General features: G+C 51.1%; 18 protein-coding genes. 8 read left to right on the forward strand and 10 right to left on the reverse strand.

Features of this window, described 5'->3' with window-relative positions:
* Window positions 1-21 precede the first annotated feature (21 nt).
* Complete coding sequence (locus BUB30_RS33815) at window positions 22-372, reverse strand: YraN family protein (protein WP_073143334.1); 351 nt, start codon at window positions 370-372, stop codon at window positions 22-24.
* 136 nt (window positions 373-508) lie between these two features.
* Here BUB30_RS33815 and BUB30_RS33820 point away from each other — a divergent pair, with 136 nt between their 5' ends.
* From BUB30_RS33820 to BUB30_RS33845, 6 genes are all read left to right on the forward strand, one after another.
* Complete coding sequence (locus tag BUB30_RS33820; RefSeq protein ID WP_073143336.1) at window positions 509-1,327, forward strand: metallophosphoesterase family protein; 819 nt, start codon at window positions 509-511, stop codon at window positions 1,325-1,327.
* A 1-nt stretch (window position 1,328) separates the two neighbouring features.
* Complete coding sequence (lipB, locus tag BUB30_RS33825; RefSeq protein WP_073143338.1) at window positions 1,329-2,063, forward strand: lipoyl(octanoyl) transferase LipB; 735 nt, start codon at window positions 1,329-1,331, stop codon at window positions 2,061-2,063.
* A 15-nt stretch (window positions 2,064-2,078) separates the two neighbouring features.
* Entirely contained in the window at window positions 2,079-2,483 is a 405-nt protein-coding gene (locus BUB30_RS33830) for a hypothetical protein (RefSeq protein ID WP_073143340.1), read from the forward strand.
* A gap of 57 nt (window positions 2,484-2,540) precedes the next feature.
* The gene (locus tag BUB30_RS33835) at window positions 2,541-3,260 is read left to right on the forward strand and encodes a 3'-5' exonuclease (protein ID WP_073143341.1); all 720 of its coding nucleotides are present in this window, start codon (window positions 2,541-2,543) and stop codon (window positions 3,258-3,260) included.
* Between the two features lie 343 nt (window positions 3,261-3,603).
* Window positions 3,604-5,763, forward strand: coding sequence for a ribonuclease R (rnr, locus tag BUB30_RS33840; RefSeq protein WP_073143343.1), 2,160 nt, complete (start codon window positions 3,604-3,606; stop codon window positions 5,761-5,763).
* Between the two features lie 9 nt (window positions 5,764-5,772).
* Complete coding sequence (locus BUB30_RS33845) at window positions 5,773-6,750, forward strand: polyprenyl synthetase family protein (protein ID WP_073143345.1); 978 nt, start codon at window positions 5,773-5,775, stop codon at window positions 6,748-6,750.
* A gap of 17 nt (window positions 6,751-6,767) precedes the next feature.
* Here BUB30_RS33845 and uvrA read toward each other — a convergent pair whose 3' ends face one another.
* Together uvrA and BUB30_RS33855 are read right to left on the reverse strand one after the other, a co-directional pair.
* Window positions 6,768-9,617: an excinuclease ABC subunit UvrA gene (uvrA, locus tag BUB30_RS33850; protein WP_073143347.1), complete on the reverse strand. Its 2,850-nt coding sequence runs from the start codon at window positions 9,615-9,617 to the stop codon at window positions 6,768-6,770.
* Between the two features lie 179 nt (window positions 9,618-9,796).
* Window positions 9,797-10,189, reverse strand: a complete 393-nt coding sequence (locus tag BUB30_RS33855; RefSeq protein WP_073143349.1) for a hypothetical protein — start codon at window positions 10,187-10,189, stop codon at window positions 9,797-9,799.
* A gap of 177 nt (window positions 10,190-10,366) precedes the next feature.
* On the opposite strand from BUB30_RS33855, the gene BUB30_RS33860 reads away from it, so the two are divergent.
* Window positions 10,367-11,017, forward strand: coding sequence for an RNA polymerase sigma factor (locus tag BUB30_RS33860; protein WP_073143351.1), 651 nt, complete (start codon window positions 10,367-10,369; stop codon window positions 11,015-11,017).
* A gap of 187 nt (window positions 11,018-11,204) precedes the next feature.
* Here the strand turns inward: BUB30_RS33860 and BUB30_RS33870 are convergent, their stop codons facing one another.
* Window positions 11,205-11,798: a 3-keto-disaccharide hydrolase gene (locus BUB30_RS33870; RefSeq protein ID WP_073143355.1), complete on the reverse strand. Its 594-nt coding sequence runs from the start codon at window positions 11,796-11,798 to the stop codon at window positions 11,205-11,207.
* A 60-nt stretch (window positions 11,799-11,858) separates the two neighbouring features.
* On the opposite strand from BUB30_RS33870, the gene BUB30_RS33875 reads away from it, so the two are divergent.
* Complete coding sequence (locus BUB30_RS33875; protein WP_084138542.1) at window positions 11,859-13,100, forward strand: glycosyltransferase family 4 protein; 1,242 nt, start codon at window positions 11,859-11,861, stop codon at window positions 13,098-13,100.
* A 5-nt stretch (window positions 13,101-13,105) separates the two neighbouring features.
* Here the strand turns inward: BUB30_RS33875 and BUB30_RS33880 are convergent, their stop codons facing one another.
* The 6 genes from BUB30_RS33880 to BUB30_RS33910 all read right to left on the reverse strand — a co-directional run bounded on the left by BUB30_RS33880 (window position 13,106) and on the right by BUB30_RS33910 (window position 19,117).
* On the reverse strand, window positions 13,106-14,296 hold the full coding sequence (locus BUB30_RS33880; protein ID WP_143165190.1) for a Gfo/Idh/MocA family protein: 1,191 nt from the start codon (window positions 14,294-14,296) through the stop codon (window positions 13,106-13,108).
* Between the two features lie 70 nt (window positions 14,297-14,366).
* On the reverse strand, window positions 14,367-15,563 hold the full coding sequence (locus BUB30_RS33885) for a nucleoside permease (RefSeq protein ID WP_073143359.1): 1,197 nt from the start codon (window positions 15,561-15,563) through the stop codon (window positions 14,367-14,369).
* Between the two features lie 228 nt (window positions 15,564-15,791).
* The gene (gene prmA / locus BUB30_RS33895) at window positions 15,792-16,625 is read right to left on the reverse strand and encodes a 50S ribosomal protein L11 methyltransferase (RefSeq protein WP_073143362.1); all 834 of its coding nucleotides are present in this window, start codon (window positions 16,623-16,625) and stop codon (window positions 15,792-15,794) included.
* 81 nt (window positions 16,626-16,706) lie between these two features.
* Window positions 16,707-17,468 (reverse strand): triose-phosphate isomerase, encoded by a 762-nt coding sequence (tpiA, locus tag BUB30_RS33900; RefSeq protein WP_073143364.1) that lies wholly within the window; start codon window positions 17,466-17,468, stop codon window positions 16,707-16,709.
* A 67-nt stretch (window positions 17,469-17,535) separates the two neighbouring features.
* Window positions 17,536-18,543, reverse strand: a complete 1,008-nt coding sequence (gene gldB / locus BUB30_RS33905; protein ID WP_084138543.1) for a gliding motility lipoprotein GldB — start codon at window positions 18,541-18,543, stop codon at window positions 17,536-17,538.
* A gap of 67 nt (window positions 18,544-18,610) precedes the next feature.
* On the reverse strand, window positions 18,611-19,117 hold the full coding sequence (locus tag BUB30_RS33910) for a DUF6702 family protein (RefSeq protein WP_084138544.1): 507 nt from the start codon (window positions 19,115-19,117) through the stop codon (window positions 18,611-18,613).
* Window positions 19,118-19,307: the final 190 nt, after the last annotated feature.

The following is a 19,307-nucleotide window of genomic DNA, read 5'->3' on the forward strand; positions in this document are numbered from 1 at the left end:
GCATTCGCTTTCTCGGAAGTCTCAATTGATCGCATCTTCAAAGTGAATGATCTCCGGCGGCATACCCATGCGCACCGACACAATGTCGAAACGAATGTGTCCTTGCCAGTCGGTGGAGTAGATGTATTCTTCGGCGGCCTGAAAGATCAGTCGTGCTTTTTGATCATCGACAAACTCTTCCGGGTAGCCGTATGAAATAGAGGTCCGGGTTTTCACCTCCACAAAAATGAGCCAGTCATCGCGCTTCACAATGAGGTCGATCTCCGCGCGACGGTGGCGGTAGTTTCGGGCAACGATCTCAAATCCTTTGGTTTTTAAGAAGTCCGCGGCAAGCTGCTCGCCACGGGCGCCAGTGTCTAAATGATCTCTCACAACGGTAATTTTTTTGACAGGATTAATTTACGGATGTATCCGAAAAAAACATCGGTGATGAAATAAATATTAACATTTATTTCCGGCTGTCACTAAGGGGAATAAACCGTACCTTAGCGTTGTAAAATTCTTGACCATGCCAACCCGCAGAGAATTTATCCGCCACATATCTTCCGCATCCCTCGTGATGCTGGGAGGCAGCGTGTTGAAACTCACACCGACGCAAGCGGCCGGATTTAAAAAAGATATCGTGCTGCGCTTCGCCGTGGCTTCCGACGGACACTATGGCGAGAAAAACACAGACTACGTTTCGTTTTTCGAGACCATGACCGGCAACGTCACAAAATTCCACCAACAAAACCCCCTGGATTTTTGCGTGATCAATGGCGACATCATTCACGATGAAAAAGATTTTCTTGTGCCCGCCAAGGCCCAACTGGATAAGCTTCCTGTAAAATATTATGTCACCAAGGGCAATCACGACAAAGTGAGCGATGACTACTGGAATGCGTTCTGGGGCATACCCGTAAACCACGACGTAACGATCAAGGAAAGTGTGCTGTTGCTGGCCACCACCTCCAACGAAAAAGGCGAATACCTGAGCCCCAACCTGGACTGGATGAAGGCCAAACTGGAGGAACATAAGCAACAGAAAAATATCTTTGTCTTCATACACATCCCCCAGGCCAAATGGGCAAAGTTCTCGCTGGAAACGCCGGCCTTTTTGGAAATGATGCAGCAATACAAAAACATCCGGGGCGTGTTCCACGGCCACGAGCACGAGGAGGATGGGGTGAAAATGATCGGCGCCGTCCCCTGCATGTTCGACTCACATTTTGGTGGAAGCTGGGGAACTGCCTACAAGGGTTTTCGTGTTGTGGAGCTAATGCGCGATGGTTCGTACCTCACGTACATCATGAACCCGACAAAAAAGATCAATCAAGCGTCATTCTGAGGTGAATTTCCATATCAACAAAAAAACCAACGTCATCGATCTCGGTCTCATCGACTACAAGGAAGCTTGGGACTATCAGGCGTCGTTGTTTGATAAGATCCTGGCCGTGAAGGCCCTGAACCGATCGCTACCGGAACAGGAACACCAGACCACCGAGAATTTTCTTCTTTTCTGTCAGCATCCCCACGTCTACACCCTGGGCAAGAGCGGCAAGGAGAATAATTTCCTTTTAAAACAGGAAGACCTCACCGCCATCGACGCCACCTACTACCACATCAACCGGGGTGGCGACATCACCTACCACGGCCCGGGCCAGATCGTGGGATACCCGGTGATCGACCTGGAGAATTTCTTTACCGACATTCACCAGTACATGCGCTTCCTGGAGGAGGCTGTCATCCTGACATTAAAGGACTACGGCATCGAGGCTGGTCGCGTCAAAGGCCTGACCGGCGTGTGGGTTGATTTTGAGAAGGGCAACCAGGCCCGGAAAATTTGCGCCCTGGGAGTGAAGATGAGCCGGTGGGTGGCCATGCACGGGTTCGCGCTGAATGTGAATCCCGACCTTTCGTACTTTAGCCACATTATTCCCTGCGGCATCACCGACAAAGCGGTGACTTCCCTGCAACAGGAATTGGGCAGATCCGTAGATGTACTGGAGGTGCAGCAAAGACTTCAGGGACATCTCGCACAGTTGTTCGAGATGGACATGGTGGAGAATGGAGTCAGGAGTTAGAATTTTGAGATATTTATGATTAAGGATATTGTCATACCGGAAGTAAAGCACGTTACGCTGGCCGTGGGCCGAAAGAAAAATGAGTTGGGGAGTTTTGACTGGCGGGTTTACCTGATCAACAACAATCACGAGCCCATAGAGAATACGTTGGTGGCCAGCAAGGGCTACGGAGAAAAGGACGGGGAGGAACAAAAGACGTCCATCTTGCGTCACTTTCTGGACACGATCGCGCCCAACAGCGCGACATTGATCGAGCCCATCGACCCGGCGATATTTCACCCCAACAACGAGTACTGGGTGAGCTACTACATAGGCTCACAGATCTTCGACAAGCGTTTTGTGTTTGTGCCGGACTCCATCCGCGAGGAGAACATCTCGTTTATCAAGGAAATTGAGATGGATGGGGTATTGCACTCGTGAAAAATTTTTTGCCTCGCGTGCTAATCGTTACATTTATCCAGCAACTCCCGATGTGAGATGATCCAAGAACTACGCGACCTGATGTTTCTCGATATTGAGACTGTCGCCCAAACGGCAGACTACAACGCCCTGGATGAGCGCCTGAAAACCCAATGGGCGCGCAAGGCAGGTTTTTTTAAACGCGACACCGACCACACCGACGAAACCATCTTCCACGACCGCGCAGGGATTTACGCAGAGTTTGGCAAGATCGTCTGCATCGCCGTGGGAAAATTCTATGACACCGAGAACGGCGACCTGGGTCTGAAAACAAAAGCCTATGCCGGCGACGACGAGCGCGAACTGTTGATGGAGTTCAAAACCATGGTGGAGAAGCTTGACCCGTTCGCCTTAAAATTCTGTGCCCACAACGGCAAGGAATTCGACTACCCCTATCTCTGCCGTCGCATGCTGGTGAATGGCATCGCCCTGCCGCCGGTGCTGAATCTGATGGGCAAAAAAACCTGGGAGGTGCCGCATCTCGACACGATGGAGATGTGGAAGTTCGGCGACTTCAAACACTACACCTCGCTGGACCTGCTGGCCACCATCTTCAACGTACCCTCCAGCAAAGGCGATATGGATGGCAGCCAGGTGAACAAGGTCTATCACGTCGATAAAGACCTGGCCAAGATCCGGGACTATTGTCTGCGCGATGTGGTGGTGCTGGCGGAACTGTACCTGAAAATGAAGACGATCACCTTAAACCAGCCCCTGGTGCACAAAAGCACTGAATAACGTCTCGGAAACCCCTTCGGATACGGAACGCCGGAGCCGTTTCGGGACACCTAAAAATAAATTTCGTATCTTCGTTCCGTAAAACAGTGATGAATAACTGCAGCCGGCATGTTATGCTTGAAGAATTAAGTTTGGAGACCCGGACATCGCGCCATGTCCAACGCTACCACACGGCAATCCACCCCGGGGAAACGGCAACACCCCGAACTATTCAAACCATACTTTTTCAGGTGTAGATGATGCCCCTGCACCGTTATCAATCCAAGTTATTTATACTAAAATCAAAACAATTTGTCACCGGGAAGCATTTCCCAAAGGGTGACGTACGTCAACAAATCAACTAATGAGTAAATCGAAAAAAAAATCAAAAGATAAAAAAAGCGGAAATAAGCGGGGAGTTTTAGAAGCGGCCCTCCTCGCCGTGGTCGACAACAACGTGGGCAAACCCTATTCGTTCAAACACCTCCTCAAAAAATTAAGCCTCAAAAAGAAAGATGATATCAAGGCCCTCGGCCAAATCCTGGACGACCTCGTAGAAAATGGCCGTCTCCAGGAAGACAACGGGGCGTTCATCAGCAACCGGAAACAGGAAACCCTCACGGGCATTTTGGATCATGTGAGCTCACGCTTTGGCTATGTGAAGCTGGGCAACGATCAGACCGACGTGTATATCAAAGAAAAAGACCTCGGCTCCGCCGTAGATGGTGACACGGTCACTATTGTGGTGTATCCCACCCGTCATGGTGAACACCCAGAGGGCAAAGTGACCTCCGTAGTAAAGCGCAACCGCACCAAGTTCGTAGGGAAAGTGGAACTGTCGAAAAGTTTTGCTTTCGTCGTGCCTGACTACAGAAAGATGCACACCGATTTCTTTGTGTATCCTGAAAATATCAACGGCGCAAAAAGCGGCGACAAGGTGATCATCGAGGTAACCTCCTGGGCGGAGAACGATCGAAAGCCTGAGGCGAAGATCGTAGAGGTGTTGGGTAAAGCCGGCGAAAATGAAGCGGAGATCCACTCCATCATGGCCGAGTTCGACCTGCCCTTCAAATTTTCTGAGAAGGTGGAGAGTGAATCCAAAAAAATCGACGAAGACATCACCAAAGAAGAAATCAAAAAACGGTGGGACTTCCGCGAGATCACAACCTTCACCATCGACCCCGAAGATGCCAAGGACTTTGACGACGCCCTGTCCTTCCGCAAGCTCGACAACGGGCTCTACGAGATCGGCGTCCACATTGCCGATGTAACGCACTACGTAACGCCCAATTCCATCCTGGACCAGGAAGCTTACGATCGCGCTACGTCAGTTTACCTGGTAGACCGCACCATTCCGATGTTGCCCGAGCGCCTGTCGAACGAGTTGTGCTCGCTTCGTCCACACGAAGACAAGCTCACCTTTGCCGCCGTTTTTGAAATGGACGACAAAGCCCACATCAAAAAAGAATGGTTTGGCCGCACCATCATCCACTCCGACAAGCGTTTCAGCTATGAAGGCGCCCAGGAAGTATTGGAAAAAGGAAAAGGAGAACTATCGGAAGAGCTGACCATATTGAACACACTGGCCAAAAAGCTGCGCAAGGAACGTTTCAGCAAAGGTGCCGTGAACTTTGAGACGACCGAAGTAAAATTCAAGCTCGACGAAAACGGCAAACCCCTCGAAGTGATCCCGAAAGTGCGCAAAGACGCTCACAAACTCATCGAAGAGTTCATGCTGCTGGCCAACAAACAGGTGGCTACGTATGTGTACAATCTGAAGAAAGGTAAGGAGAAGAACACCTTCGTGTACCGGATCCACGATTTCCCGGATCCTGAAAAGGTGAAGGATTTTTCTGTGTTTGCCCGTCAGTTCGGTCACAAAATGAACGTGGACGAGACCAACATCTCCAGCTCGCTGAACAAACTGATGACGGAGATCGAAGGCAAGCCGGAACAAAATGTTTTGGAACAACTCGCCATCCGCACGATGGCCAAGGCCAAATATTCCACGGATGCAAAAGGTCACTTCGGGTTGGCGTTTGGCCACTACTCGCACTTCACCTCACCCATCCGCCGCTATCCCGACATGATGGTGCACCGCCTGTTGCAGCACTACCTGGACGATGGCAAGGCCGTGAACAAAACCGAGTACGAAGCCAAGAGCGTGCATTCTTCCGAAAGGGAAAAACGCGCCGCCGATGCCGAACGCGCCTCGATCAAATACAAGCAAGTGGAGTTCATGTCCACCGCCGAAAAGAGACCGTATGAAGGACTTATTTCAGGCGTGACCGAATGGGGTATCTATGTGGAGATCGTGGAGACAAAATGCGAAGGCATGATCCGCATGGCCGACATGACCGACGACTTCTACGAATTCGACGAAAAGAACTACCGCATCACCGGGCGTAAAACACGCAAGAGCTACACGTTGGGCGATCGCATCCAGGTGATGGTGAAGCGAACCGACATCGACAAACGACTGATCGATCTGATCTTCGCTCCAAAATTAACCACCGAAGAATAATTCTCAGCCATGCCGTCCTCCATCACCCGCTATCAGCAGTGGATCGAACAAGAAATCAAAAAACAGCAGTATGGCAAGGCACCCGTTTCCCTCTACGAGCCCATCCGTTACCTGATGGGCTTGGGGGGCAAACGCCTGCGGCCTATGCTGACGATGCTGGCCTATGGCCTTTATAAACCCGACCCAAAAAACATAGTGCGCTACGCCGTGGCCGTGGAAGCCTTCCATAATTTCACCTTGATGCACGACGACATCATGGACAAGGCGCCCTTGCGAAGGGGCAAAGCGACGGTTCACAAAAAATGGAATGTCAATACGGCCATCCTGTCCGGCGATGTCATGCTGGTGAAGGTTTACGAGATGTTTTTGTCCGTGGAGAGCGACAAACTGAAACGCATCCTCAAAGCTTTCAACACCTGTGCCGCCGAAGTGTGCGAAGGGCAGCAATGGGACATGGAGTTTGAAACCAAACCCACCGTGACGGAAGACCAATACCTGAACATGATCCGTTTGAAAACGGCTGTGTTGTTGGGCTTCAGTCTGGAGCTGGGCGCAATTTTGGCGGGTGCCGATGAGAAGGAGTGTCGCGCCCTGCGTCAGTTCGGAACCAACATTGGCATCGGCTTTCAATTGAAAGATGATCTACTGGATGCTTATGCCGACCCAAAAAAGTTCGGCAAACAAGTGGGTGGCGATATCCTCAGCAACAAGAAGACCTTCTTGCTCATCAAAGCCTTGGAAAATGCAAAGGGCAAACACAAAACGGAGCTCCAGCAATGGTTGCAGGCAAAGAAATTCAAAAAAAATGACAAGATCGCGGCCGTAAAAAGCATCTACGACGCGTTAGACATTCGCGTGCTCACCGAGCGAAAAGTCAATCAATACTTCAGGAAAGGATTCACGCAATTGAAGGCGCTGCAAGGTTCGCCAGAAGCGCTGCAAAGATTAAACACCTTTACAGAAGCGCTCATCGGGCGGCAGTCATAAAAACGGAGATCGAAGTTTTATTTTAATTTCTTCTTCAGGAATTCTGCCGTATACCCTTTCCCTTTCTTCGTCATTTCCTCCGGGGTTCCTTCAAACATGAGGGTACCCCCTTTTTTCTCGCCTCCTTCCGGGCCCAGGTCGATGATCCAATCGGCGCATTTGATCACTTCGAGGTTGTGCTCGATGATGATCACCGAATGGCCTTCATCCACTAAAGCATTGATGGCCTTAAGCAATTTGAAGATGTCGTGGAAATGCAAACCCGTGGTGGGCTCGTCGAAGATGAAAAGGATGTGACCTTCTGTCGAGTTTTTGCCCAGGAAAGATGCCAGCTTCACGCGCTGTGCTTCGCCGCCGCTCAGCGAGTTGGAGGATTGCCCCAGTTTCACATAGCCCAAACCTACTTCGAACAGCGGAACGATCTTTTCATAGATCGGTTTTTTGTCTTTGAAGAATTCAAGACCCTCCTCTACGGTCAGATCCAGGATGTCTGAAATATTCTTGCCGTTCACTTCCACTTCCAATACCTCCTGTTTGAAGCGCTTGCCATGACAGCTCTCGCACTTCAGGTAGATATCGGCCATGAATTGCATTTCGATCTTGATCTCGCCTTCACCCTGACAGGTTTCGCAGCGTCCACCCTCCACGTTGAAAGAAAAGTGCGAAGGCTTGTAGCCGCGCTGCTTGGCCAGGGGCTGGTCGGCGTAGAGCGTGCGAATGGCATCATATGCCTTTACATAGCTGATCGGATTAGAGCGCGACGATTTGCCGATCGGGTTCTGATCCACAAATTCCACTTGTGTGATGCGCGAAAAATCACCCTCCATCTTGTCGTATTTCCCCGGCGTTTCCGAAACGGATCCCGACAAACGGCCCAGCGCCGGATAAAGAATTTTTTTGATGAGCGTCGACTTCCCCGAACCGCTCACACCCGTAACCACCGTAAGAATACCCAGCGGAAACTTCACGGTTAGATTTTTCAGATTGTTTTCTCGCGCGCCGATAACCGTAACAGAGTCTCTCCACTTGCGACGTGTCTTTGGGATCGCAATGGTTTCGCGGCCGCTGAGGTAGTCCGTTGTGTGCGAGCGTACGGTCCCATCAATTTCATCCACCGTGCCCTGGAACACCAACTCGCCGCCGTGACTTCCTGCGTCGGGCCCAATGTCGATGATCTGGTCGGAAGCGCGCATGATCTCTTCTTCGTGCTCCACCACGATCACGGTGTTCCCCAAATCGCGCAGCGAGATCAGCACACTCACCATGCGGTCTGTATCCTTTGGATGCAATCCAATGCTGGGTTCATCCAGCACATACATAGAGCCAACCAGGGCGCTTCCCAATGACGTAGCCAGTTTAATGCGCTGGTATTCTCCACCCGACAGAGTCGAGGTGAGGCGGTTCAACGTGAGATATCCTAAGCCTACGCGATCCATATACTCCAGCCTTGAAGTGATTTCCGTCAGAATGCGATCGGAAATTTTCTTGTCGAAGTCCGGCAACTGGATCTTTCTAAAGAACGCCAGCATGTCTTCGATCGGCATCAGCACCAGGTCGGTAATGGAGACGCCGGCGATCTTCACATACTGAGCATCCTTCCTCAACCGGGTGCCGCGGCAATCGGGGCAGTTGGTGCGCCCGCGATAACGGGACAGCAACACGCGGTATTGGATCTTATGGGTTTTGGATTCCAGGTACTTGAAGAAATCGTGGATGCCTTCGAAGTAGGTATTACCATTCCACAGCACATCCTGCTGAGCCTTGGTGAGCTCGTTGTAAGGGCGGTGGATGGGGAAATCGAATTTGATGCCGTTTTTCAGCAAGGGTTTCTGCCATTCGCCCATGGTTTCGCTGCGCCACGGCGCGATGGCGCCCTCGTAGACCGACAGCGACTTGTCCGGAATGACCAGGTCCTCGTCGATGCCGAGAATTTTTCCAAAACCTTCGCAAGTCTGGCAGGCACCGAAAGGATTGTTGAAGCTGAAGAAATTTATGGACGGTTCGGTGAACCGCATGCCGTCCAGCTCGAAGCGGTCGGAGAATTTTACCTTGTCGCGCCCCTCGGCATAGATCAGGCAGTCACCCTCGCCTTCGAAGAACGCGGTTTGGACGGAGTCGGAAAGACGGAAGGTGGTGTCGTCGTCGCCGGGGTTGACCACGGCGCGGTCGATGAGGATCTCGACGGAAACGTCGGGTTGGGCGGCGGCTTTTTTCTTTTTGCCCCCTTCGGCGGGAGGGGCCACCATTTCTTCAATAAACTTGACTTCGCCGTCGATTAACACCCGCGCGAAACCTTTACTCAATAACAGATTCAGCTCATCCACTAGCTTACGGCCCTTTTTTATGTGGAGCGGGCAGGCCACCATCACACGCGTGCCGGCGGGAAGCTGGTTGACATAATCGACCACGGAGGTCACTGTGTCGCGCTTCACTTCCTTGCCGCTGACGGGCGAGTAGGTCTTGCCGATGCGAGCGAAGAGCAATTTCAGGTAGTCATAGATTTCTGTGGTGGTGCCTACGGTGGACCGGGGGTTGCGCGTATTCACCTTTTGCTCGATGGCAATGGCCGGCGACACACCCTTGATGTAATCGACCTCCGGTTTCTCCATCCGGCCCAAAAACTGGCGGGCGTAGGCGCTGAGGCTTTCCACATACATGCGTTGGCCCTCCGCAAAAAGCGTATCGAACGCGAGGCTCGATTTTCCGGAACCCGACAGTCCGGTGATGACCACCAGCTTGTTGCGGGGAATGGCGACGCTAAGATTTTTCAGGTTGTTGACACGCGCCCGCTTGATGATGATGTAGTTGCGGGGGTCGAGGTCTTCCAGATACGAATCGTTCGCTTTAACAGAAAGGGTTTTTGACACAGAATCTTCGGTTATAATTCAAAAGCTAGTCCTTGCAATCTCGCACAAGAGATGTGGGGATGAAATAAGTTTGACGAAATAATTACGGCAAGGTTGCCGATTCAGCATTTCCCATAAAAAGAAAAAACACCATCTGACGAGACGGTGTTCATTTTTATGCCATTATCTTTTTTTTCAGATCAATTGTCGAAGTCAGGATCGTAGCTGGCTTCCCGACCGCCGCGGCCGCCACTGTCTTCGTCATAATCGCTGTCGCTATCAGCGCTGTCGCCGGCATTGCTATCGAAATCTTCGCCTCCGGAATCGAATCCGTCGTCGTTTTTGTCGAATTCGCCCTCGGCTTTGGATTCTACATCGTATTCGCCGTCACTATTTTTGGTAGCCGGGACTTTTACCAGGTAAGTCGCGTCTTCGGTTTCCAGGGGGAAAACGAAAATCGGTTCCCGCTTCGCATTCGTGATGCGCTGAATGCTGCCCTCATACCCGTTCGGGTACTGATCGCGGAGCAGCTCTTGGAGATCCTCGGAGAGATTTTCCAGGCTTTTGATTACTTTTTTCTTGCTGATGGCCATACTATTTAAAGACGCAGTATTTGCGAGCAAATAGCTAAAGAAATTGTGTGAGAGGCAAGAATTTTTTGAAAATTTTTTGCGCTAATCCAAAATCTTTCTATCTTTTCAAACCTATTTGTTCCACTAACCCAAAACAATATCGAAAGAGATCTCTACGTTACCTTAAAGTGAGAAAGAATGATTGACAGCAGATTAAGCGACTCCCAACTCGTGTCGCTCTATCAAAACGGTAACGAAGAAGCTTTCGAAATGCTCCTGCACCGGCATAAATCGAGAATCTATACTGCGATATACCTGATCGTGAAAGATCGGTACACCGCCGAAGATTTACTCCAGGAAACCTTTGTAAAGGCGATCAACACCATCCGTGGTGGACGCTACAACGAAGAAGGTAAATTTTTACCCTGGATCAGCCGGATTGCTCATAACCTAGCGATCGACAACTTTCGAAAAGAAAAACGTTACCCCGAGGTAGTGTTGGAAGACGGCAGCAGACTCTTCAACTCCATGGAATTTGCCGAGGAGTCGATGGAGGACAAGCAGATTTTTAAAGATACCCGGACCAAGCTCAGGGATTATATTAAGGAGTTACCGACCGAGCAGAAACAAGTGCTGATCATGCGGCACTATCTGCAGATGAGCTTCCAGGAGATCGCGGAACGCACAGGGGTGAGTATCAACACAGCGCTGGGACGCATGCGCTATGCACTCATCAACCTGCGGAAAAAGATGGTGAAACACAGAGCCAATGATAAAAACTTTTACTCAAACGGACTTGATCAGGTATTTATACCACGAGACTACGGAGAAGGAGACGAGGGAGATTGATAAGGCCCTCATTTGCGACAGTGACCTGCAAGCTCTCTACAACGAGCTGTACGTCATGAAAAAGAATATGGACGCTGCCCAACTGGAACCTTCTTCCAGCACGGTGCTCAACATTTTGAGCTACGCCCGCAGCGTTCCGCAACACAAACAATGAAGGGCATAAGGCCCTTCATCGTCGTTGCCCCGCCTACAAGGCCTTGATCTCCACTTTGCGCCAGCGCACCTTTACACCGCCCCCGTCGTGTATCTGCAAGGCTATTTTGCCCGTACTTGCCCCAATTTTCTCATCTTTTAAGGTAATCATCTGAACACCGTTCAAAAACGTGTTCACCTCGTCGCCTACCACGCGCACAACCATCGTGTTCCATTCGCCCTCCTTCAACAGCTTTTCCTTGTCCGCCGGAGGCTGGATCAACCAACCCCTTCCATACGATTCGTAGATGCCACCCGTGTGATGATTGAGGGGTGCCACCTCGGCCTGCCAGCCGCTGATCGTGGTTCCTTCAATGCCGCAATGAAAGAACACACCGCTGTTGCCATTAGACTCTTGCTTGAATTCTACGGTCAATTCGAAGTTTTTGAACTCGCGTTCAGAAACCAAATAGCCATAAGCCTTGTCCGGACCGCTCTCGCAGATCATTTCACCCTTCTCCACATACCATTTTTCGGTGCCGGCCACTTTCCAGCCGGTAAGGTCTTTTCCATTAAAAAGTTTGATTTGTGCGTGTGCGCCGGCAAGGGAGCCGGCCACCAGCAAAAGCGTTATCAGTGTCTTGTTCATAATTGGGTTTCGTTTGTCCTGAAACTACAAAATCGGGTTTCATAAATAAAACGTTTCTGGATGGCCGGAGCGGACAAAAAGATCGCGCCGGGAAAGGGCAGGCCTCCGAACTATTCTTTTCTTTGCACCGTGAAAATCCTGATCCTTCATCAGCACTTCAACACCCCGCAAACCGGCGGGGCCCTGCGCTCCTACTACCTGGCCAAAGCGCTGGTAGCCGCCGGCATGACGCCCGTGGTGATCACGGCGCACAATGAGGGGAAATACAAAGGGGTGAACGTTGAAGGCATCGAGATCCACTACCTGCCCATCGTGTACCACAACCACTTTGGATTTTGGCGTCGCAGCATTGCGTTTATCCGCTATGTGGCCGGCGTGGTATGGACTACCCGCAAGCTGGGCCCGGTGAAAACCTGTTATGCTATTTCCGTACCGCTCACGGTGGGGCTGGCGGCGCGTATGGTGAAAAAGGTCTATGGCATTCCCTACATTTTTGAGGTGGGCGATCTGTGGCCGGAGGCGCCCATACAGATGGGGTTTGTGAAGAACTATTTTTTCAAGCAGTTGCTCTATGGGCTCGAGACGTCTACCTATCGCAAAGCACAGGCGGTGGTGGCCCTGTCGCCGATGATCCAATCGGAAATTGAGAAAAAAATGCCTGGAAAAACCATTCACCTCATTCCCAACATGTCGGACACGGATTTTTATTTTCCAGAGGAGAAACAGCGTTCGTTCGAGATAAAATTTGGGGTAGAGAACAAGTTTGTGGTGTCGTATATCGGTGCCGTGGGATTGGCCAATGGGCTCGATTTTTTTATTGAATGCGCGCGGGCCTCTCAAAAAGCAGATCTGCCCATACATTTTTTGCTGTGTGGCAGCGGCGCCTTGCTGGAAAACCTGAAAGCGATCGTGAAGCGATTGACACTGACCAATTTCACCTTTATCCCCTTTCAAGATCGCGACGGCGTGAGAGAAGTCATGAACGTGACTGATGCCGCGTTTGTCTGCTACAAACCGATCCCCATCCTGGAAACAGGGTCGCCGAACAAATACTTCGATGGCCTGGCCGCCGGCAAGCTCATCCTGGTAAATTTTGGTGGCTGGATCCGGTCGGAGATTGAACAACAACGCTGTGGCGAGTATGTCGATAGTCGTCAGCCGCAGGATTTTGTGAAGGTCATTACGCCTTACCTGGAAGACCGGGTAGCGTTAAAAAAAAGCCAGCAAGCGGGGCGCTTGCTGGCAGAGACAAAATATTCGCGGAACATTCTTGGCCGGAAATTCGCGACTTTGTTCCAGTGATATGACTACTGGGTTATCTGACTGAGCTTCCCAGTCGTCTTATTTTTCAGGATAATTTTCTTTGCGCCATAGTGCGTCACTTCTTCTTTCACCAGGTAGTGGTCAGCATCATATTCCTGCAGGTGGCTGTCTTTGGAAACGCCGGTGCGGCCGCGCCAGATGTCGAGCTTCACGGGTTCCCACAGTTTTGTTTTGGCCGATTTGTAGCAGGCATCGAGCACGGCGTTCACCACATAGCCGTCGTAGAAGGTCTCCTTGGGTTGCTGTCCTTTTTCCAGGGCGGCAAACATGTCCATGAACATGTGATTGTAGCCAAGCTCGTTCACCTCGTCGCCTACGGGGAACAACCAGCCCGAATTGCTTTCAGCCTTTTCGGCCAGGTAGTCGCCGCTCTTGCCGGTGGTGAACATTTCGAAGCCGGTGCGGAGAAAGCTGTTGATCCAGATGGTGCCTTCGGTGCCCATCACTTCGTCGCGCAGGTCAAGGCCGCCGCGGAAGGTCCAGCTCACTTCAAACTGGCTGATGGCGCCATTCTCGTATTTGATCAAAGCGATGGCGTGATCTTCGGCGTCGATGGGTTTCACTTGCGTGTCGGCCCAGCACATCGCTTCCACGGGAAGAATGTCCTTTCCGATGTAGCTGCGGGTGATCTCTACGCAGTGGCATCCCAGGTCAAGGATACAGCCGCCGCCGGCTTGCTCGATGTCCCAGAACCAGTCGCTGTGCGGACCAGGGTGCGTCTCGCGCGACTTTGCCCAAAGAATGCGGCCGAGCGCGCCGTTCTTCACGCTCTCGTGTGCTTTGAGGAACTTGGGTGTATACACCAGATCTTCAAGATAGCCGTTGAAGATACCCGCCTTTTCCACGGCGAGCAGCATGCGCTTGGCTTCTTCAGCGGTTCGTGCGAGCGGCTTGGTGGTGATCACCGATTTTTTGTGTTTGCAGCAAAGCAACACGGCCTCTTCGTGCATGTTGTTTGGCAGGGCGATGCAAACCACATCCACGTCGGTGCGGTCGATGGCGGCTTCGAGGTTGTCGGTGGCAAACCCCACGTTATAGTCCGTGGCAAATTTCGTTGCAGTTTCTTCTTTGCGGGAATAGACACTGACGATCTTGTCTTTGCTTCTATAGCCCTGGATGGATTCGGCATAAAACCGGCCGATGAAGCCCGACCCTAGCATGGCAATGTTCATAATCTCTTGCGTTTTTGTGGTGTAGTTGATTTAGATTTTTTTAGTCTCCGACTCCAAGTTTCAAGTCGAGTGGTCAGGCCTTGCTTATTTCTTTTTTCTCATTGAAGAAGAAAATGAAATAGAGCAACACAGCAACAGCAATGTAGGCCGGAACAAGCCAGATGTTTGTCCATTGGTGCACGCCTTCTGTTGTGTAGAAATCCGCGGTGAAGCCCGAGAACCAGGTTCCAATGAACATCCCCAGGCCATACGTAGCAAAGGTGAACAACCCTTGTGCGGCGTTCTTGATTTTTTCTCCGGCCTTCTTTTCCGTATACATGTAGCCGGTCACAAAGAAGAAATCGTAGCAGACGCCATGAAGCAGAATGCCGCCATACAGCATCCATGTGCCGGTTTCAATATTTCCATACGCGAAGCATACATAGCGTAGTATCCAGGCCGCCATGCCCAGCAACAACATCTTTTTAACGCCAATGCGGTTGAACAGGAAGGGAATGGCCAGGATGAACACGGCCTCCGAAATTTGTCCCCAGGTCATCTTGCTGGCAGGGTTCTCCATGCCGACTTCGTTTAGGAAAAGGTTGGCAAATCCATAGTAGAACGAAAGCGGGATGCACACCAGAATGGCCGCGATGAAAAAGATGAGATAGGGTTTATCTTTGAACAACACAAACGCTTCTGTACCTAACACACTTGAAGCACTTGTGCCAGACGCCTGGCCCTTGGGCGGCGTGTGGGGCAATATAAAACTGATCAGCCCAAGCGCAACGGAAGCCATGGACGCCATCACAAAGGTGAACTGTGTTTTCTCGATCGAAAATGCGCCGATCAGACGACCGGCGATGATCCAGCCGAGCGTACCGAACACGCGGATCCAGGGGAATTGTTTTCCCGGGTCGGTCATTTGCGAGAAGGCGATGCTGTTGGATAGCGCGATGGTGGGCATGTAGAGCAACGAATAGAACAGGATCACCCAATAGAAGGCCGTGTTCCCCGTGATCTGTGTGGCCAGGTATAAAAGCGCTCCCCCCACCAGGTGAAGTATTCCCATGATTCGCTGCGCAGCAAAATAACGGTCGGCCACCATACCCACAAAGAACGGAGAGATGATGGTCGCAATGGCCAGCGCACTGTAGGCCGCGCCAATCTGCACGCCGCTGGAGTGCAAAAATTCAGACATGTAGGTGCCCATCGTAACGTACCAGGATCCCCAAATAAAATATTCGAGGAGCATCATGACCGAGAGCTTTGTGAAGATGACAGGTTTCATGGGTTTTGATAAAAGGGTGGAAATGTACGAACGGGTGCAGCCGCCACGCGCTAAGTTGAAGGGGCTGTCCGTGAAGATACAGGGAGAAGCAGACAGACAAAAACCTCCTGTAAAATTTTTTCGATTCCGAGGCCCTTGCCAGCGCTCACGGGGACGCCAGAAAAATGGTGGAGTGAAATAAAAGGAAGAATGTGGAAATAGCGTGGAGAGATCCCCGACGCGTTAGGGTCAGGATAATTTCTTCAGGAGCAAGGCTGCCCACTGTTCACGCTCGTCGCGACGCACTTCAGCGAGGTTGTAGCGTCCCGCTTCAAGGAGAAGATCGTCGATGTCGTTTGTATAAAAACCGCTCAGCAGCAGCAGGCTTTCCGGGGCCATATAGTGTTGATAGAGCCTGATCTCGTCGAGCAGTACGTTCTTGTTGATGTTGGCTAAAATGATGTCGAAGGTTCCTTCGAACGAGAAGTTGCTAAGCTTGCCTTGTTGCTGGTGGATATTGGTGCACCCATTAACGTCGATGTTTTCCTGGCCGTTGCTCACGCTCCACTCGTCGATGTCGAATGCCTCGACTTCCCTGGCGCCCAGCTTGGAAGCCATGACGGAGAGGATTGCTGTGCCACAGCCAGCGTCCATCACCCGCTTGTTTTGGTGGTTGATGTCCAGTTGGCTCTTGATCATCAAATAGGTGGTTTGATGATGGCCGGTTCCAAACGACATCTTGGGAGTGATGATGAGTTCGTAGGGATATTTTTTTTCGATCTTATGAAAATCGGCGCGGATCAGGCAGCGGTCATCCACGATGATGGGCTCGTAATTTTTTTCCCACTCTTCGTTCCAGTTTTGTTTCTGGATGCGATCCTGGAAAAAGACCACGGGCGTTTGCAACGTATACTTGTCTTTGATCGCCTGCAGATATTCCTTGTCGTATTTCTCCATCTCCACATACGCCTCAAAACCTTTCTCCGTCTCCATGAACGTATCGAATCCGGCCTCGGCAATTTCGGCCATGATCAGTTCGGAGAAATCGGGGTCGCAGATGACCTGGAGGCGGGAGTAGTACATAGAAGATGCGTCGCGTGAGAAGAATAAGATCAAACAAAAAATAAATGCCGGCGACGATCACGTCACCGGCATGTTGTGGTTTTACATCGCCTTGATGATCTCGGCAAACTCTCTGGATTTCAATGACGCGCCACCCACGAGGCCGCCGTCAACATCCGGTTGAGAGAAAAGTTCTTTGGCGTTGGCCGCGTTAACGCTGCCGCCATATTGAATGGTGATCTCGTTGGCCACTGCCTCGCCGTATTTGGAGGCCAGGTGCTTGCGGATCACGGCATGCATGTCTTGTGCCTGCTGTGACGTGGCTGTTTTGCCGGTGCCGATCGCCCACACGGGTTCATAGGCCACGATAACTTTCTGTAGCGACGCGGCGTCCAGGTGGAACAGGCTTTCTTCGATTTGTTTTTTTACGAGGGCCTCGTGGCCATTGCTTTCGCGCACTTCCAACGGTTCGCCGCAGCAGAAGATGGGGGACAGGCCGTGTTTCAACGCGATGTCTACTTTCTTGGCCAGCAATTTTCCGTCTTCACCAAAATACTGGCGACGTTCGCTGTGACCCAGGATCACATAGCCAATGCCCAGCGACTTCAACATGGCAGCCGACACTTCGCCGGTATATGCGCCCGATTCATGCTCGCTGCAATTTTGAGCAGCCACAGCGATGCGGGTATCTTGTCCGATAAGATTTTTGATGGGGAGCAGGTAAGGGAATGGCGTGCAGAGAATGACCTTCACGTTGCCCTTCACTTCATCGGCCACCATGCCTTTGATCTCCGAGGCCAGGATGTTGGCTTCGTCCAGGGTTTTGTTCATCTTCCAGTTGCCGGCTACAATTTTTTGACGCATACAATTTTGAGTTGGTTATAGAATTGGGTTTCAAAGATAGTTCAGCTTTTTGCTTCTCGCACAAGGCCTAGCGCTTTTTCGGTTTGTAGTACGATTCCCGGAACAATTGCTGTGCGTCGGCCGCTTTCATCACCTGCGGCAAGGTGGCCTCTGAATGCTTCTCGGCGTATTTGTTCACGATCTGCCAGCCCACCCATTGACCAATGCGGCCAGGGCACTTTTCGCCTACTTGTATGGTCACTGGGCGCTCGCCCAGGTAATCCTGCTTCACCTTGTGGCTGGTGGCATACAACACCTGGCTGTCGACAAACCGGGCCCAGATCAGGTCCTCGTTGCTTCGTGTGCCTTTCATTTCTTCGGGGGTGTACCAAATGAAAACGCTGTCGGGCACACAGGGCAGCATGTGTTTGGCGAAATAGAATGACTTTCCGAAGACGACCATGTCGGCCAACACGGTTTTATCGTTCGGTTGATTTTTGTTGAAGCGGCCTTCGATACCATAGATGAGCATGGCGCAAGGCACGATGTCGTTGGGGTCGTATTTTCGCAGCAAATACTCATACATCTTGGGGCGGTATTTGGCGCCACGGCCCAGGTAAAAATCAAGACCGACGATGATGAGCGAATCCGTTACGAGCATATCCGTTTCCAGGCCGGAGACCACGGTTTGAATTTTGGGTGGGGTGAAATCGGGGTAATAATATTTCACATTGCTGAAGGCCTCATCAAACTGTTGCTTCAATCCGGACAAATCGCCGAAGACGCGTTTGGTCTCCATCACTAGCGTATCCATGTGCGGACTGGTGAGCTTTGCAAAAAGCTGGTTGATAAATGCCGAATCGGATGGATATTCCGTGCGCCGGAAAATATAATCGTGCACCAGCGGATGATGGGTGAGGAGGTCGACAAGTTCTTCCTTCGAAGAGAGGTTCACCAGTGAATCCTGCAGTTGCTGAATTTCTATGGACACGGGTTTTTCAATGGAGGGAGGAGCCACCACGCATTCGTCCTTTTCGCCGCTGCAACCGGCCAGGATCAAGGCCATGAATGAGACGATTACCAATACCTTCTGCATACGCTATGATAATTTCCGCGAAGATGGGATTTTTTATGCTATCCCGGCCCTTTTACGGCGCAGGATTTTACTTTACATCGAAAGTGAGCTTGTCGGTGGGAACACTTTTGGTGAGGCGCAGGCTCCGCACCGTTCCCCGCACGGTCACATGCACCAGGTTCGACTGATCTTCGAACACTTCCGTGATGATATTGTTCTGGATTTGGATGGTCTTCAATTTTTTTACACCGGGCACTTCGATATAAAAGATAAACGCATCGCCCTCCAACTCATAGCCCAGGTATTTCGATTGCACAGCCTTGTTATCCACTGCGATCTTGAAACGCGGCGTCAGGTATTCTTTCATGGTGGCGTCCAGGGCAGCCTTCGATTGCTTCGCGATATCGTATTCGGGTTGTTTGAGGTGCTCGCGCAAGGTGCTCTCCAGGTCGTCGGCAAAAACGCGCATCATGATCTCCAGCCGCTTGTCCTTTTCATCCATTTCTATTTCCGTGACGGAAACGTGCATAGGGTGGAGGAGCAGTGAAAAAACCAGGCTTTGCAGCGTGGAAATAAAGCAAAGGGATGAGAACATTCGTTTGTGAAAAATGAGATCCTGCAAAGATTGTTCTTTCTGATAAAATACTAAAAGGATTTTTGTTGCCGACCCCGCAATAAACCCTACCGCTTAACCATCAAACCCGCCCGGCTACCCAAATGGGGGTGTCATAAGTAAAAAATAACTAGTATACTTGCTCCCTTTTTCAAGACGTGCTCAGCGTTTT

The organism is Chryseolinea serpens, from assembly GCF_900129725.1.
Lineage (GTDB): Bacteria > Bacteroidota > Bacteroidia > Cytophagales > Cyclobacteriaceae > Chryseolinea > Chryseolinea serpens.